The sequence below is a fragment of the Halorussus lipolyticus genome, from assembly GCF_029338375.1.
GTDB classification, from domain to species: Archaea; Halobacteriota; Halobacteria; order Halobacteriales; family Haladaptataceae; genus Halorussus; species Halorussus lipolyticus.
Genome location: NZ_CP119804.1, coordinates 2695856 through 2712307 on the forward strand (window position 1 = coordinate 2695856; position 16452 = coordinate 2712307).

A 16452-nucleotide genomic window follows, 5' to 3' on the forward strand; every position below is an offset into this window, starting at 1 on the left:
CCGATACAACGCACTCTTACAATCTCGGTGTCTCGGTTGCGTTCGCCCGACCGGAACACAATTTCGGGAAACGTTCTTTGCGTTTCCGAAAAAGAGGTTGGTGTCTGGGAAGGGTTTTTGGTGTAGGGGGACAAAGATTTACTCGCTGGCAGTGACCCTGCCAGATGAAACCCAATGCCAAAGTGTGACCACTGTGGCGCGCACATCTCGGAGCGTTTCGCTCGGGTGTTCGCCGACGAGAACGGTGCGGTCCGCGCATGCGTCTCTTGCTCGGCGAACGCCGGAATCGCGGAAGTCGCGCGCCAACGCGCCAGAGAGGCGAACGCATAGCCCGTCAAACGGGCGGGAATCGAAAAGCTAAGAACCACCACGCGAAGCCTGTAAGGCGTGCCGGTCCACTGGGTCTACATCCTCGAATGCGACGACGGCAGTTTTTACACGGGCTACACCACCGACGTAGAGCGCCGCGTCCGCGAACACGACCGGGGCGAGGGCGCGAAGTACACCCGCGGACGCACCCCGGTCGAACTCGTCCACACCGAGGAGTTCGACTCGCAGTCGGCGGCCATGTCCCGCGAGTACGAAATCAAACAGTTGTCGCGTCGGCAGAAAGAGCAGTTGGTCAGAAGTGAGTAAAGCAACTACCCGATGCGTTTACTCCACCAGCACGAGTAAACGATTCCTCGATTTCGTTTACTCAGACGCCGCTTCCCCGGCGTGAGTAAACGAAACCGGCGACGGCTTTACTCCGCCAGTGGGTCGTCCTCGGGCACCGACGCCGGTAGCCCGACCAACTCCGCGCTCCGCTCCCAGACGAGACGCCGTAGCGCCTCATCACCAGCAATTTCCGCAGGCGAGGTCCGCTCGCGCCGGTCGAAGTACGCGCCCGACACGTCGGCCACCTCGTCACTCGTCGCCAGATAGGCCAGCGTGTCGCCGGCGTCCGCGACACTCTCGAAGGGGCCGACCGGCGCAATCCCGGCCACGAACGCGGCCGCGCCGGTGAACACCCGCGAAAAGCCGGTCGCGTTCCTGACGAGGCCGGTCTGTGGAAGCCACCCCGGATGCACGCAGTTGGCGGTCACGCCGGTCCCCGCGAGTCGGTCTGCCAGTTCCACCGTGAACAGCACGTTCGCCAGTTTCGAGTCGGCGTAGGCGTCCAGACCGTCGAACGCTCCGCCGTCTCCCCGCTCGCCCCGGACGACCGCCTCCACGTCCGACAGCGACCCGTCCTCGTGGAGTGCGCTCGTCGTATTAACGGTTCGTGCGGGGGCGCTCTCGCGCAGGCGCGGCGCGAGGAGATTCGTCAACAGGAACGGCGCGAGGTGGTTGACCGCGAAGGTGAGTTCGACGCCCTCGTCAGTGGTCCGGCGGTGGCTCTGGGAGGTCCCGGCGTTGTTCACCAGCGCGTCGAGGCGGTCGTAGTCGGCCCGGACCTCGCGGGCCAACTCCCGAACCGCCGCGAAGTCCGCGAAGTCGGCCGGGTAGAAGTCGCCCTCGCTCTCGGGGTGGGCGTCCCGGACCGCGGACAGGACTTCCTGCCCCGCCTCGCGGTCCCGGCCCGTGAACAGGACGATTGCGCCCTCCTCGGCGAGTCGCAGGGCGGCCTCACAGCCGATACCGCTGGTTCCGCCCGTCACGAGGACGACCTTGCTCGTCATTGGCTCTCGGTTGGGGTTCGGAATTCAGTCGTCGTCTGTGGCCTGCTGGCCGCCGTCGGCGTCCTCGGCCACGCCGGCGTCGGGCGCGGTCACGTCGGGGTGGATGTAGGCGTACTCGACTGCCTGCTGGCCGAGTTTCTCGACGCGCTCTTTGATGTCGTCGTCCACGATTTCGCCGTCCTCGATTTTGTTCCGGGCGCTCCGGATGCCGACCTGATGGGGCAGGACCCACGCGTGAACTCCTCGGGCCGTGACTCGCATGTGGTCTAGGGTGCTGGCGAACGACCCACCGCCCGCGGCGGCCAGCAGGCCGACCGTGGTGTCCTCGTACTCGTCGAAGCTACAGTAGTCGTGGACGTTCCGGAAGGCCGACGAGTAGGACCCGTGGTAGACCGGGCTTCCCCAGAGGACCGTATCGGCCTCCCGAATCTTGCGCTTGAGTTCGGTGGCCTCGGGGGGTTCGTCCTCGTCGGGGTCGAAAATCGGCAGGTCGTACTCGCGCACGTCCAGCAGTTCGGTCTCGGCACCGCGCTTTTCGGCGGCGGCGAGGGCGTGTTTCAGGGCGGTCCGGGTGTAACTCCCGTCGCGCATGCTTCCGGCCAGCGCGACGACGACAGGGTTCTCGTTCATCTTGTTCGAAAGCAGGGGCCTGAAAGGGAAAACAGTTTCCGGAACCCGATTTTTGTAAGAACAAGAACCTTTGTTCCGGGGTTCGTCAGTCCGCGGCCGACTCGTCCGCGACGCTCGACGCGCCGAACGCCGAGGAGACCCCGAGAAAAACGGCGGACCCCGCGACCAGAATCCCGCCGAACAGGCCGATGGTCGGGACGATTCCCAGCGCGTCGGCGAGTCTCCCGGCCCCGAGTTCGAAGGGGATGGTGACGACGTGGTAAATCATCCCGGCGGTGCTGAGGACCGTCGCGCGGCCGACCGACCCAACCCGGTCGTTGATGTACTGGTTCGCCAAGGGCGTCATCACGCCGCGGGTGGCCCGCATCACGAAGAAGACCGGAATCGCCGCGATGGGTGCGAGGGCGACGCCGACGAACAGCGCGCCGAGGACCGGCGGCGCGAGCGCGAACCACCGCCGGAGACCGACGACCTCCTCGATTCGGTCGGTGTTGTAGCTGACCGCGGCCGCGACGGCGGTGAACCCGCCGAACATCCACCCGACTTCGCTGACCGAGAGACCGAGCGTCTCGATGCTGAACGGTTGGACGAAGAAGTTGACGCCCCAGTAGACCCCGAAGAACAGACCGAGGTACGGGACGAACGACCGGAGCGGTGGCTTCGAGAACTCCTCGCGGATGACCGGCAGAGCGTCCACGACGGTAAAGTGGTCGTCGGAGTCCCCTTCGCCGGTATCTGAGTCGCTTCGGCCGGGCGCGGACTCGGGGAACGAGAGCAGAACCGGGATGCTCAGCACTGTCACGGCCGCCGAGGCCAGATAGGCGGCGGGCATCCACACGTCGGCGATGTAGCCCCCGACGACACCCGTCGTGCCCATCACGACGTACATCACGGCGTTGCCTCGGCCTCGGACCTGCGCGAAGTCGCCTTCGTCCATCCGGGCCTTCAGGGTGTCGTAGAGCCACGCATCGGCGGTCCCGGACTCGAACGTCGAGGCCAGCGCCCAGAACGCGAACACGACCGCGAAGTGCGCGAACTCGCTGGAGACCACCATCGCCAACTGGGCCACGGTTATCATCGCGCTGGCGACCAACAGGCTGTTTCGCCGACCGATTCGGTCGCCGACGACCCCGGTCGGAATCTCGAACAGGAGGAGACCGGCCCACCAGATGGCGTCCACGGCCCCGACGAGCGCGTAGGACTCGACGTTGAGTTTGACGTAGTAGTACCAGATGGGCGTGGTGAACCCCGCGGCCATCGACGCCCGGTAGAGGTAGTACTTGGCGACGGGTCCCTCGGGGAGGGTCGGCCGCCAACTCCTCGCGGTCGGTCTCACACCCGGCGATACAGAGGCGACCCACAAAACTACTCGCGGAAGCGCATTTTTGTATTCTAGCTGAGGTATTCGTGGCAGAGAGCCACGCGGTGGTTTTTTCGGCGCGGGCGCAGTCCTTCCGGATATGGAGACGCCGATTTCGTTCGGAACCGACGGCTGGCGAGCCACGTTGGACGAGTTCACCGCTCCTCGCGTCCGGATGGTCGGGCAGGCAGTCGCCGACTACCTGCGCGAGGTCGAAGACCGCGACGAGGGAACCGTCGCCGTCGGGTACGACGCCCGCGAGACCTCGCGGGGATTCGCCGAGGAGTTGTGCCGCGTGCTGGCTGTCAACGGTTTCGACGCCTTGATTCCGCCCCGTGACTGCCCGACGCCGCTGGCGGTCTGGACCATCGCCGACCGCGACTTGGCGGGCGCGCTGGTGGTCTCGGCCTCTCACAACCCGCCGAACTACAACGGCGTGAAGTTCTTCCCCCACGACGCCGCGCCCGCGCTCCCCGAGGTCACGGACGAAATCATGGCTCGCATCGCGGAACCCCGCGCGCTCCCCGAGGAGGACCACGGAACGGTCAGCGAGGAGGACCTCCTCGAACCCTACGCCGAACACGTCTTCGACCTCGTGGGCGTCGGTCCCGACGCCGACGCGGATTTGGAGGGTCTCGAAGTCGTCTACGACGCGATGCACGGGTCGGGCAGAGGGTTCACCGACGAACTGCTGGAACGCGCCGGGGCGACCGTCCACCGGCGGCGCTGTGAGCAGGACGCCGAGTTCGGCGGGACGAACCCCGAACCGAGCGCCGAGAACTTGCAGGGGTTGGTCGAGGCGGTCCGCGAGAAGGACGCCGACCTCGGCATCGCCAACGACGGCGACTCGGACCGCATCGCTATCGTGACCCCCGACCGAGGCTTCTTGGACGAGAACCTCTTTTTCGCTGGGACCTACGACTACCTCCTCGAAGACGACTCGGGTCCCGCGGTCCGGACCGTCTCGACCACCTTCCTCGTGGACCGGGTGGCCGAGGCCCACGGCGAGGACGTAGTGGAGACCGCAGTCGGCTACAAGTGGGTCGCCGAGGCGATGCAGGAGTCAGACGCCCTCATCGGCGGCGAGGAGTCCGGCGGGTTCTCCATCCGGGGCCACGTCCGCGAGAAGGACGGCGTGCTGATGGCCTTGCTGGCGGGTGCGGTCGAGAACGAGCGGTCCTACGACGACCGAGTGGACGCCCTGCTGGACGAGTTCGGCGAGATTCACCAGTCGAAAGTCAGCGTGGACTGCCCCGACGACCGCAAGGAGGACGTGCTGGCCGACTTGGAGGCCGAACTCCCCGACGAGGTGGCCGGCGAGCGCGTCGAGACGGTCAACGACACCGACGGGTTCAAGATTCTCCTCGAAGACGGGTCGTGGCTGTTGGTCCGGCCGAGCGGGACCGAACCCAAGATGCGGGTCTACGCCGAGGCTGATAGCGAGGACAGAGTGTCGGAGTTACTGGACGCCGGGCGCGGACTGGTCGAACCGCTGGTGTAATTTCGTCGGTTCGACGGAAGTCACGTAGAAAGCGCCCAGAAAACACCTAACCGACTCGCAAACGGTAAGAGAAAAGCCGAGATTACCGGTCGAACGCACGTGCTAACAGGGCAGACCAGTCCGGTCGATTCGTCAGGACGCGGCCCTCGGAGTTTTTGACCTCCTCTCGGTGGCGTTCGGCTTCGGTCATATTGGTAGCTAAGACGCTATTCCATATATATGTTAGGACGATGCTGGAAGGAATGTTCAACTGATACCTAGTCCTGACAAAACGTGTGTCATTTTCTCCCAGTCTTCCTTTCCATCGCTCACAGTTTGACAATAGCCAGCAGAAGCGCGACAAAAAGACCTACTATACACCCGACGACGAACGTGACTGCGAGAATTCCGTAAAACTCGAAGGAACGGTTGTTCACGTAAACTACACCACTAATAATAGTGGAAACGACGGAAATAGCCAGTAACGCTTGTGAAATAGAGAGTAATGCCCTGTCTTTGTTTAGTCTCTCGTCATTTCTGGCGATGTATTTTGGATAGGTTTGAACAAACGTTACGAACATTTCCTTTCGGCCGAATGTTGCCTGTTTGGTAATATCATCGACCGTAATTTCGGTTTCTAACTTCGTATGGTAGACAGTCCCAAATGCCGCGAAGACACTCAGAACGCCGAATAGAACTCCAGCATACGTAAAGGGATTATCGACGGTCCCGAGGGTCGTATCAGTTCGTTGTCGAGCGATATAATAGGCGATTGCGGCCACAACTCCAGAAAATGTGAACGATACCCGAAGGAGCGACATGGCCTTTGTATCAATGTGTTCTGCCTCGTCGATTTGACCTTCGAGTGTTTCGTTCAATTTGTCGTGACTCAACCGAAGGGCGTACAGTGAAGACTCTACTGTCAGTTTCTCTTCGTCGTCGCTCACGGATTGTTCGACTATGATTAAACTGGAACAATAACACTTCGGATTTTAGTCTAACATCCTACTCCGATTCCCCGAAGTCTAACATCCCGCTGGGATTCGCGTAGTAGAGGTACGCCAACCCGAGGCCTATCGCCACCGCGACCCCGCCGAGGAGGTCACTAGTCCCCATCTCCACACCATCCGCGAGCGTGACGTAGGCCATTACGACCGAGAACGCGGCCCAGATGACCGCCAATCGTCGGCGTCGCGTTTCGTCCATGCGATTGAGACCGGAGTCCGGACAGTTGGCTCTGTTGGATTCTGGGTCTCGTGATTCAGCGTTGGCGCAAGTTCAGGCAGATGAGAGGCGATAGAGAATTGTATATGGGGCTTTAGGAAAGAAAATTATTTCTTTACAAACCATAAATATTCTTCTGGCCGTCGAGTGGTTCTGCGAGTCGCCGCATCCCTGCGCTTCGCGTGGACCAGCAGTAGATTGGAAACGAAGCGGGCCAACGGTGAAGTGAAAACGAGGCTAACTTCAGGCTTGAGCATTGCCGTCTCCCGCACAGCACCGCACCTCGTCCTCCCCACCCTCCTGCGGTCTCTGCGAACCACGTTCGCAGATCAGCGAGACGCGGCGCGTCTCGCCAGCCTCGGGGTTCGCATTCGCTCACACCCTGCGGTCCTCGTCCCTCGCGCGCGTTGCTCGCGCACGCCGGTCAGAATCTACCCTATTCTCACGTCACTCCCCGTCGTACCGACCTCGTAGCCGATTCCCGTCGTCCTCGACCGGCGCAATCTCGAAGCCGAGTGACTCGTAGAACGGTCGCACGCCGGGGTCGAACTCGGCGGTCAGCGGGGCGCGGCGCTCGGCCGCAGTCCGGACCAGCGCGCTTCCGACGCCTTGTGCCCGGCGCGCTCGCCGGACCGCCACGGCGTCGATGTGCGCGCCCCGATTCCGGGGCACGAGGACCAGCGCGCCCAGAATCGAATCGCTCTCGCCCTCGTCTGCGACCAGTACGTCCTCGGCGTCGATTCGCTCGCCGAGGTCGTCCCGAACGTCCAGCATCGCGGCGTCGAGGACTCGGCGCACGCCGAGTCGGTCGCCCGAATCGGCCTCTCGGACCGTGGCGCTCCCGGCGCTCGTCTCGCGGGCCATCACTCCGAGTCGTCTTCGAGCATCCTATCGACCATCGCCAGCACGTCGTCCACCGAGGGCCGGTCGCCCGGACTGTCGCCGCGGTGGACCGCGTGGAGTCGCAGATTCCCGTCGCGGGCGTCCAGCACCGCGACTTCCGGCATCCGACCCACGAGGTCCGAGAGCTTTCCCAACTTGCCAAACCGGGTGGGTTGGCCGTACTGGTCGCCCGCCGTCTTCTCCTCGTCGGCCACCAGCGCGAAGGGCAGGTGGAGTTTCTTCTGCCACTTCTCGGCTTTCTTCCGCGACTCGGGCAGGACCGAGACCACCGCGGCCCGCCGGTCGCGGAACTCGTCGTAGCGGTCGGCGACTGCCTGCACCTGCTCGCGGCAGTTCCGGCAGTGGTAGTCGCGCTGGAAGAACAGGACTACGGCGTCGTTTTCCCCCGGCAGGCGACTCGCCGGACTCCTCTCGACGGTCCGGTCGCCCTTGCGCTCGGCGAGCGCCGATAGTCGGAGGGGGTCCGGTCCCGCCCCGGCGTTGGGCAACTCGAAATCGAGTTCGCTCACGCCCAACTCGTCGCGCTCGCGGTCGAACGCCGACCCGGCGGTTTCGGACTCCGGCCCGAGACCGCCCTCAGCGTCTTCTGGCCCGCTCCCGCCCTTGATGAGTCGCAGGACCTTCACGTGGTCGGCCTCGACGGGTTGGTCCTCGGGCACCGGCCGACCGTCCACCATCACCGAGACCTCGTGGGGACTGAGGCCCACTTCGGCCAGCAGGTCGGCGTAGGTCGCGTCCTCGACTTCGAGGTCGTGGCTCTCCTCGCCGACGACCTCGACTGTCACGTTCATGCCCGGTTCTTCCGCGGCGCGGGTGGTAAGCGTGTCGGGGTGCTACGACATCGGCTCAGAGCCGACATCCGACTCCCGGTCGCGGTCCGCCCGTCGTCGCTGGTACTGACTCCGACCGCCCAGACCCAGCGCGCCCAGTCCCAGTAGCAGGACGAGGAACTGGACGAGACCCCCGAGAATCGGCACGAATCCGACAATCGCGGCCAGCAGGAGGCCGATGAACAGCGCCAGCCATCGCCCGCCCGTATCCGCCATCCCGAGGAGCCACGTTCCGACCGCGAACGCGCCGTAGACGTACCCCAGCCATAACACCAGCGCGTAGACCAGCGCCAAGATGAGGCCCAACGGAATCCCGACCAGCGAGACGAACAGAATCACCATCAGGACGGGAATCCCGACGAACAGCAGGAGACCGACTCCGCCGGACTTCAGGGGGTCTGCGGTCGCTCTGTCAGCGATACCCCCGGAGAACCGCGGGAAGACGAGCAGGACCACCGCGCCGAGGACGAGGTTGACGAGGAAGCCGTACACCCACCCGACCCAGTTGGGCACCAGCGGCCCGGTGAACCCGAGGTCGAGACCGATGTCGGACTCTTGGCGAATCTCGCCAGCGACCTGCGCGCCCTCCGCCCGGTTCAAGTCGCCGTCGTAGACGAAATCCCCGCCGACGACCGCGTTCGGCCCGAGCGTGATGGTTCCCGCGCCGACCCGAACGCCCTGCTGGACCTCGCCCTCCACGACGACGTTCCCGGCCGCGCCTTCGAGTTGCCCGCCGACGAGGGCGTCCTCGCTGACGACGACGTTGCCCCCGACCGCATCCACGTCGCCCGTCACTTCCCCGGCGATTCTGACGTTGCCGCCGAGCGCGGTCATGTCGCCGGTCACCCGACCCTCCACGAACACGTCACCGGCGAAGGCGGTCAAGTCGCCATCGACGGTGCCTCGGACGATGACCGTCCCGGCGAACGCGGTCAGGTCGTCGTCTATCGTCTCGTCCTCCTCGACGACCACGGTGCCGCCGGTCCGCGTCACTTCGGCCGCGGCGGGCGCTGGCACTGCGGCGAGGACCACCAGCACAGCGAACAGCGCCACGAGTCGCTTGTCCATATCTCCTCTGTCCATTTCCCGACAAATAGTAATTGCCCGGTTTTCGCTCCGCTGGTGGGTTAAGTGCCTCCTACCGCCGTCCCGCCGGGCCGACGCTCGACCCGTAACCGAGATTTCGACCTGCCGCGACCTCGGGGAGTTTAAGACCGGCAAGCCCTTGCTCTGTCACATGACCGAGGTCGAGAACGAGGCCGACGAGGCGGGTGACGCCGAGGAGGCAACCGGGAGTGACGAACCGGCCCCCGACGCCGGGCGGGACGAAATCTGGATCGAGAAGTACCGGCCCCAGCGACTGGACGAGGTGGCCGGCCACGACGACATCACGGCGCGCCTGAGTCGCTACGTAGAACGCGACGACCTGCCGAACTTACTGTTCTCGGGACCGGCGGGCGTCGGCAAGACGACCTCGGCGGTAGCCATCGCCAAGGAACTCTACGGCGACGACTGGGAGAGCAACTTCCTCGAACTCAACGCCTCCGACCAGCGCGGCATCGACGTGGTTCGGGACCGCATCAAGAACTTCGCGCGGTCGTCGTTCGGCGGGTACAACTACCGCATCATCTTCTTGGACGAGGCCGACTCGCTTACCTCCGACGCACAATCGGCGCTTCGCCGGACGATGGAGCAGTTCTCGTCGAACACCCGGTTCATCCTCTCGTGTAACTACTCCAGCAAAATCATCGACCCCATCCAGTCGCGGTGTGCGACCTTCCGGTTCGGCCCGATTTCCGACGAGGGCGTCACCGAGCAGATTCGGAAAGTCGCCGAGCAGGAGGACATCGAGACGACCGAGGAGGGCGTCGAGGCGCTGGTCTACGCCGCCGACGGCGACATGCGCAAGGCAATCAACGCCTTGCAGGCCGCGGCCGTGATGGGCGAAGTCGTGGACGAGGAGGCTGTCTTCTCCATCACCAGCACCGCCCGGCCCGAGGAAATCGAGGAGATGGTCCGCCGCGCCATCGACGGCGAGTTCAGCAAGGCCCGCAAGAAGTTGGACGAGATGCTGACCGAGAAGGGGATGGCCGGCGGCGACATCATCGACCAACTCCATCGGTCGGTCTGGGAGTTCGACTTGGACGACGAGGCCACCGTCCGCCTGATGGACCGGGTGGGCGAAGTCGATTACCGAATCAGTGAAGGGGCGAACGAGCGCGTCCAGTTGGAGGCCCTGCTGGCGTCGCTGTCGCTGGAAGACCGGTGAGGGTCGCGATTGGCCGGCGTCGCGGCGAGGCGTTAGCGCGGGACTGATTCGTCACAATCGGCCGTTTCGGTGAGACCGCAGTTTCTCCGCGATACTTCCGGAACGTTCCGCGATTCGAAATCCGCGCTCGGTCCGGGAAACGCCGCATTATCCCGGCGAACGGTTTCGAACGGCCGTCTGGCTTATACTCCGGACCGGTGTACCTGTTCGGGAGTACATCATGGGACGCTATCCGCGACAGGTACGGGACGCGAGGCTCAAGTGCATCGAATGCAACGCGCCCGTCGTCAAAACCGTCGATGACAGTTTCGCCTGCGTGAACTGCGGGTCCGAACCGCTCAGCGCGCGGTCGGATTCGCCTGCGTCCACAGTCAAGGACACAGCGTCGTCGGTAGCAGACGACTGACAGGCGAACGACCGACGGCCGACCGAACCGCGGCGAATCAGTTTTTTGTCGCTCGTCGGTGAATCGGTCAGCATGAGCCACGGGTCGAACGCTCCCGATTCTGCCGAGCCACCAATCCGAACCGACGAGTTGACCAAGCGATACGGCGACGACGCCGCGGTTCGGGACCTCACGTTTTCGGTCGCTCGGGGCGAGGTCTTCGGCTTCCTCGGGCCGAACGGCGCGGGCAAGACCACCACGATGCAGATGCTGACGACGCTGACCCGGCCCTCGTCGGGCGAGGCGTGGGTCGCTGGAGAACCCATCACCGACCGGGACGCGGTGGTCGGGCATCTGGGCTACCTGCCCGAGGAGCCACCGATTTACGAGGAACTGACCGGCCGCGAGCAGTTGGCGTACATCGCGGGACTCCGGGACCTGCCCGAATCGGTGGCCGACGAGCGAATCCGCGATTTGCTGGCGAGATTCGACCTCGCGGACGACGCCGACGACCGCATCTCGACCTACTCGAAGGGGATGAAACAGAAGACCGCGCTGATTCAGGCCGTCCTGCACGACCCCGACGTGCTGTTTCTGGACGAACCCACCTCGGGGTTGGACCCCCGCGCGGCCCGGACTGTTCGGAACCTGATTTCGGAACTCCGCGAGGAGGGGATGACCGTCTTCCTCTCGACGCACATCCTCCCGGTGGTCGAGGAGTTGGCCGACCGGGTGGGCGTCCTCCACGAGGGCCGACTCGTGGCCGAGGGGTCGCCCGAGTCGCTGACCCACCGGGCCGAATCCGGCGAGGAGTCCACGCTCGAAGAGGTCTTCCTCGAAGTGACTAGCGAGCGCCCGACCGAGGACGCCGCGGAACGCTCGGGGTTCGCGCGATGAGGACGCCCGACCTCTCGCACGCGGTCCGAATCGCGCGGGTGGAAGTTCGCCGGAGCGTCCGGGCGGTCCGGTCCAGCACCACCCGGACCGCGGCGTTCGGGGTCGCGCTGTTGTTCTGGGTCGCCCTGCCGACCGTCGGCGGCGGGTTTCTGGCCTACCGACTCGGCCAGTCGCTCCCTGCGATTCCCTTCGAGTTTCCGGTCCTCGACGCGGTTCGCGGCGCGACTGCGGTCGGGTGGGTCGGCCTCGCGGTGCTGTCCGCCGCCCGGACCGCGGGCAAGAAGGGCGAACTCGACTCGCCCGAGGGGATTCTGACGACCGTTCCGGCGCGGGACGCCGCGCTCGGCCTCCTGCTGGCGGAGTACGCCCGGATGGCGCTGGTCGCGGCGATTCCGGTCGTGACGATTGCCACCGCGCTCGCGGTCGGCGCTGGCGTGGTTACACCCCTCGTCGCCGTCCCCGCGACCGCCGGGATTCTGCTCGCTGTGGCGCTGTCCATCGGCTTTCCGGTCGGCATCGGCGTCAAGTGGGCCACGATGCGCTCGCCGTGGTTGGCCCGGCACAAGACCGCCCTGCTGGTGGTCGCGTTCGGCCTCTACTTCCTCGGGGTCACGTCCCAAGCGTTCAACGACGTGATTTCGCTCCTCCAGCGCACGCTCCGGAACACGCCGCTGGCGTGGTTCGGCGACGCCGTTCTGTTGGGTCTGCCGGGCATCGAGGCCGTTCCGGTCCACGTCCTCGGCGCGGGGGCGCTGGCCGGGATTTTGCTCCCGACGTTCGCAGGAGTCGGGATTCGCTCGGCGACGACGCTGTGGTACGCCGACCGGGCGCAGGTAGAGCGCGACGAACCGTCGGCGGAGGCCCACGCCGACCGGAACGGACGGGTCGCGCCCGGCGGGACGACCGACACTGGAGCGCCGACCTCGGCGAAATCGGGAGCAGAGAGCGCGAGCATCGGCGAGCGCGCACTCTCGGCGTTCGACGGCGTGCTAGCCCGACCGACTCGCACCGTCACGCTGTCCGCGTGGCGGCGGGCCAAGCGCACGCCGATTCGACTCCTCTACGTCGCCTATCCCCTCTTTTTCCTCTACGCGCCGCTCCGGTCTGCGTTCGAGAGCGGCGTCCCGACCTCCCTGCCCGCGCTGGTCGCGCTCTACGGCGCGTGGGCGGTCGGCGCGATGGTCCTGAACCCCCTCGGCGACGAGGGCGCGGTCCTGCCCGCCACCCTGCTGTCGGGCGTCTCGGGTCGGCAGTTCGTCGTCGGGCACGTCGTCTCGGCGACGCTGGTCGGGGTTCCGGTCGTGACCGCGGCAGTCGCTGTTGCCGGCGCGCTGAGTCCGCTCGACCCCGCGCGGTGGATTGCGTTGGCCGGCGTGAGCGCGCTCCTCGTCGTCGCCGGGGCGACACTCGCGGTCGGCGTGGGCGTCCTCTTTCCGCGGTTCGGCACAGTCGAGGTGTTCCGGAGCAGGGAGATTACGATGCCGAGCAAGGGCGCGTTCGCGGCCTACTCCATTGCGTTGCTGGGCGGCGCGGTGGGCGCGGTAGTCGTTCTGGTGCCGCCGATTGCGGGATTCGTCGGCGGGTTGGTCGGGTTCCCGCAGGTGGTCGTGACCGGACTCGGGGCCGGCCTCGGGGTGTCGGTCGGCCTCCTCGGACCGGCGGCGGCCTACCGGTACGCGACGCGGGAGTTCGAGGAGTTCACCGTGGACTGAGTATCTGGGGGATTATATATACTCTTTTAACACAATAGAATATTTCTTAAACAACTGTGATTATTTCTCCACTGCTTTTCGACCGGCTGTCCTCGTCAGACGTGACTGCGGTCGGGACGCGGGACGCGCTCACACGTTGCGGAACTGTTTTACCCGTTCGTTGGCGACTTACGCATAATATGAGCGAACTCGAGGAGGAGTACCGCCTCGATTATTTCGAGGACGAGGGCTTCGTCAGGAAGGAGTGTACCGACTGCGGTGACTTCTTCTGGACGCGCGACACCGACCGCACGACTTGCGGCGAACCGCCCTGCGAGAACTACCAGTTCATCGACGACCCCGGATTCCCGGAACAACACACCTTAGAGGAGATGCGAGAGGCCTTCCTCTCGTTCTTCGAGGACAACGACCACGAGCGAATCGACCCCTACCCGGTCGCGGCCAACCGGTGGCGCGACGACGTACTGTTGACCCAAGCGTCCATCTACGACTTCCAGCCGCTCGTCACCTCGGGCCAGACCCCGCCGCCCGCCAACCCCCTTACGATTAGCCAACCCTGCATCCGGATGCAGGACATCGACAACGTGGGCAAGACCGGGCGTCACACGATGGCCTTCGAGATGATGGCCCACCACGCGTTCAACGCCCGAGACGACATCGAGGACCCCGACCAGTACGCCTACTCGGGCGAGGTCTACTGGAAGGACGAGACGGTCCAGTATTGCGACGAGTTCTTCGAGTCGATGGGGGCCGACTTGGAGGACATCACCTACATCGAGGACCCGTGGGTCGGCGGAGGCAACGCCGGACCCGCAATCGAGGTCATCTACAAGGGCGCGGAACTCGCCACGCTGGTCTTCATGTCGATGGAGCAGGACCCCGACGGCGAGTACGAGATGAAGGACGGTAACCGGTACTCCAAGATGGACACCTACGTCGTGGACACCGGCTACGGGCTGGAACGCTGGACGTGGGTCAGCCAAGGCACCCCGACCGTCTACGAGGCCGTCTATCCCGAGATGATTTCGTTCCTCAAGGACAACGCGGGCATCGACCACACCGACGACGAGGAGACCCTCGTCCACCGCGCGTCCAAACTCGCCGGCCACATGGACATCGACGAGGCCGAGGACATGGAGGCCGCCCGCGACAACATCGCCCGCGAACTGGACGTTTCGACCGCGGAACTCGAAAGTCTCCTCGAACCCCTCGAAGACATCTACGCCATCGCCGACCACTGCCGGACGCTGGCGTACATGCTCGGCGACGGCATCGTCCCGAGCAACGTCAGCACGGGCTATCTCGCCCGGATGGTTCTGCGCCGGACCAAGCGCCTCTGCGACAACGTGGGCGTGGACGCCCCGCTTGACGAACTCGTGGACATGCAGGCCGAGCGCCTCGACTACGAGAACCGCGACACCATCCGCGACATCGTTCGCACCGAGGTCGAGAAGTACCGCGAGACGCTCGAACAGGGCGGTCGTCGGGTCGAACGCCTCGCCAAGGAGTACGCCGAGAAGGGCCAACCCATCCCGACCGACGAACTGGTCGAACTCTACGACTCCCACGGCATCCAACCCGATATGGTCGAGGAGATAGCCAGCGACTTCGGCACCGCGGTCAACGTGCCCGACGACTTCTACAGCGTCGTGGCCTCGCGCCACGACGGCGGCCAAGCCTTCGAGGACGAAGAAGACGAGGACGACCGACTCGCCGACCTGCCCAAGACCGAGCGCCAGTACTACGAGGACCAGTACGGCACCGACTTCGAGGCCGTCGTCCTCGACGTGTTCGAGCGAGAAGGCGAGGGCGAAGACGGCGAGACGATGTACGACGTGGTGCTGGACCAGACCATGTTCTACCCCGAGGGCGGCGGCCAACCCGCCGACCGCGGGACGCTCACCACCGACGACGCGAGCGTCAAAGTCAGCGACGTGCAAATCGAAAACGGCGTGGTCCTCCACCGGACCGACGCCGAGGTCGGCAAGGGTGACATCGTTCGCGGGAAAATCGACCGCGAGCGCCGTCGTCGCCTGATGCGCCACCACACCGCGACCCACCTCGTCGTCCACGCGGCCCGCGAGGTACTGGGCGAACACGTCCGGCAGGCGGGTGCCCAGAAGGGAATCGACAGTTCTCGCATCGACGTGCGCCACTACGAGCGCATCGACCGCGAGACCAAAGAGGAAATCGAGATGGTGGCCAACGAACTCGTGATGGAGAACACCACGGTTCAACAGGAGTGGCCCAACCGCCACGAGGCCGAGGAGGAGTACGGCTTCGACCTCTATCAGGGCGGCATTCCGGCCGGCCAGAACATCCGCCTCATCCACGTCTCCGAGGACGTGCAGGCCTGCGGCGGGACCCACGTTCGGCGGACCGGCGACGTGGGCACCATCAAGATTCTGAACACCGAGCGCGTCCAAGACGGCGTGGAGCGACTCACCTTCGCGGCCGGCGACGCCGCCATCGAGGCCACCCAGCGCACCGAAACCGCGCTCGCCGAGGCCGCGGACATCCTCGACGTGGCCACCGAGGAGGTCCCCGAGACCGCTCAGCGGTTCTTCGACGAGTGGAAGGACCGGGGCAAGCAAATCGAGGACCTCAAGGAACAACTCGCCGAGGCGCGGGCCTCCGGCGGCGGAGGCGGCGAGGAGGTCGAAGTCGGCGAGGCGACCGCAGTCGTCCAGCGCCTCGACGCCGACATGGACGAACTCCGGGCGACTGCCAACGCTCTCGTGGACGAGGGCAAAATCGCGGTCATCGGAAGCGGTGCAGACGGCGCGACGTTCGTGGTCGCAGTGCCCGACGGCGTGGGTGTCAACGCCGGCGAAGTCGTCGGCGAACTCGCCCAGAAGGTCGGCGGCGGCGGTGGCGGCCCGCCGGACTTCGCGCAGGGCGGCGGTCCCGACGCCGAGAAACTGGACGAGGCCCTCGACGAGGCCCCCGAAGTGCTGAAGCAGGTATTGAACGCCTGAAACGCCCGTAGAACCTCTTTTCACCCTCTTTTTGCTATTTTTCTATATATGGTGGCAGTAATTCCCACGTACTGAGTCCCACAACATACTCAAGTTACCAGCGTCCCTACACTCGGATGGAGT

General features: G+C 65.1%; 15 protein-coding genes and 1 pseudogene. 7 read left to right on the forward strand and 9 right to left on the reverse strand.

Annotated features, from left to right (window positions below):
- Positions 1-174 precede the first annotated feature (174 nt).
- Both P2T57_RS13575 and P2T57_RS13580 read left to right on the forward strand, forming a co-directional pair.
- A complete protein-coding gene (locus P2T57_RS13575) occupies positions 175-330 on the forward strand; it encodes a DUF7563 family protein (protein WP_276299752.1) in 156 nt (51 codons plus the stop codon).
- A gap of 57 nt (positions 331-387) precedes the next feature.
- Positions 388-636: a GIY-YIG nuclease family protein gene (locus P2T57_RS13580; protein ID WP_276299753.1), complete on the forward strand. Its 249-nt coding sequence runs from the start codon at positions 388-390 to the stop codon at positions 634-636.
- 107 nt (positions 637-743) lie between these two features.
- On the opposite strand, the gene P2T57_RS13585 is transcribed toward P2T57_RS13580, so the two are convergent.
- The 3 genes from P2T57_RS13585 to P2T57_RS13595 form a co-directional block, all read right to left on the reverse strand.
- Positions 744-1661 (reverse strand): SDR family oxidoreductase, encoded by a 918-nt coding sequence (locus tag P2T57_RS13585; protein WP_276299754.1) that lies wholly within the window; start codon positions 1659-1661, stop codon positions 744-746.
- Between the two features lie 24 nt (positions 1662-1685).
- The gene (locus P2T57_RS13590; protein WP_276299755.1) at positions 1686-2291 is read right to left on the reverse strand and encodes an NADPH-dependent FMN reductase; all 606 of its coding nucleotides are present in this window, start codon (positions 2289-2291) and stop codon (positions 1686-1688) included.
- A gap of 85 nt (positions 2292-2376) precedes the next feature.
- Positions 2377-3627, reverse strand: coding sequence for an MFS transporter (locus tag P2T57_RS13595; protein ID WP_276299756.1), 1251 nt, complete (start codon positions 3625-3627; stop codon positions 2377-2379).
- A 124-nt stretch (positions 3628-3751) separates the two neighbouring features.
- Here P2T57_RS13595 and P2T57_RS13600 point away from each other — a divergent pair, with 124 nt between their 5' ends.
- Positions 3752-5152: a phosphoglucomutase/phosphomannomutase family protein gene (locus P2T57_RS13600; RefSeq protein WP_276299757.1), complete on the forward strand. Its 1401-nt coding sequence runs from the start codon at positions 3752-3754 to the stop codon at positions 5150-5152.
- Positions 5153-5460: 308 nt separating this feature from the next.
- Here P2T57_RS13600 and P2T57_RS13605 read toward each other — a convergent pair whose 3' ends face one another.
- The 6 genes and pseudogenes from P2T57_RS13605 to P2T57_RS13630 all read right to left on the reverse strand — a co-directional run bounded on the left by P2T57_RS13605 (position 5461) and on the right by P2T57_RS13630 (position 9156).
- Positions 5461-6078 (reverse strand): hypothetical protein, encoded by a 618-nt coding sequence (locus P2T57_RS13605; RefSeq protein WP_276299759.1) that lies wholly within the window; start codon positions 6076-6078, stop codon positions 5461-5463.
- A gap of 58 nt (positions 6079-6136) precedes the next feature.
- Positions 6137-6337, reverse strand: a complete 201-nt coding sequence (locus P2T57_RS13610) for a hypothetical protein (RefSeq protein WP_276299760.1) — start codon at positions 6335-6337, stop codon at positions 6137-6139.
- 465 nt (positions 6338-6802) lie between these two features.
- A complete protein-coding gene (locus tag P2T57_RS13615; RefSeq protein ID WP_276299761.1) occupies positions 6803-7219 on the reverse strand; it encodes a GNAT family N-acetyltransferase in 417 nt (138 codons plus the stop codon).
- Complete coding sequence (locus P2T57_RS13620; protein WP_276302113.1) at positions 7219-7767, reverse strand: peroxiredoxin family protein; 549 nt, start codon at positions 7765-7767, stop codon at positions 7219-7221. Before P2T57_RS13620 ends, P2T57_RS13615 begins: the two co-directional genes overlap by 1 nt.
- Before the next feature lie 87 nt (positions 7768-7854).
- Positions 7855-8049 (reverse strand): annotated as a pseudogene (gene samp2, locus P2T57_RS13625) (ubiquitin-like small modifier protein SAMP2); the annotation flags it as partial.
- Positions 8050-8091: 42 nt separating this feature from the next.
- Positions 8092-9156 carry a bactofilin family protein gene (locus P2T57_RS13630; protein WP_276299762.1) on the reverse strand — a complete coding sequence of 355 codons (1065 nt, stop codon included), beginning with the start codon at positions 9154-9156 and terminating at the stop codon, positions 8092-8094.
- 169 nt (positions 9157-9325) lie between these two features.
- Here P2T57_RS13630 and P2T57_RS13635 point away from each other — a divergent pair, with 169 nt between their 5' ends.
- From P2T57_RS13635 to alaS, 4 genes are all read left to right on the forward strand, one after another.
- Complete coding sequence (locus tag P2T57_RS13635) at positions 9326-10357, forward strand: replication factor C small subunit (RefSeq protein ID WP_276299763.1); 1032 nt, start codon at positions 9326-9328, stop codon at positions 10355-10357.
- Between the two features lie 478 nt (positions 10358-10835).
- Positions 10836-11639 (forward strand): ABC transporter ATP-binding protein, encoded by an 804-nt coding sequence (locus tag P2T57_RS13640; RefSeq protein WP_276299764.1) that lies wholly within the window; start codon positions 10836-10838, stop codon positions 11637-11639.
- Positions 11636-13351 (forward strand): hypothetical protein, encoded by a 1716-nt coding sequence (locus tag P2T57_RS13645; protein WP_276299765.1) that lies wholly within the window; start codon positions 11636-11638, stop codon positions 13349-13351. The genes P2T57_RS13640 and P2T57_RS13645 overlap by 4 nt, the downstream gene beginning before the upstream one ends.
- 179 nt (positions 13352-13530) lie before the next feature.
- Positions 13531-16329, forward strand: a complete 2799-nt coding sequence (gene alaS, locus P2T57_RS13650) for an alanine--tRNA ligase (protein ID WP_276299766.1) — start codon at positions 13531-13533, stop codon at positions 16327-16329.
- The last annotated feature ends 123 nt before the right edge of the window (positions 16330-16452 follow it).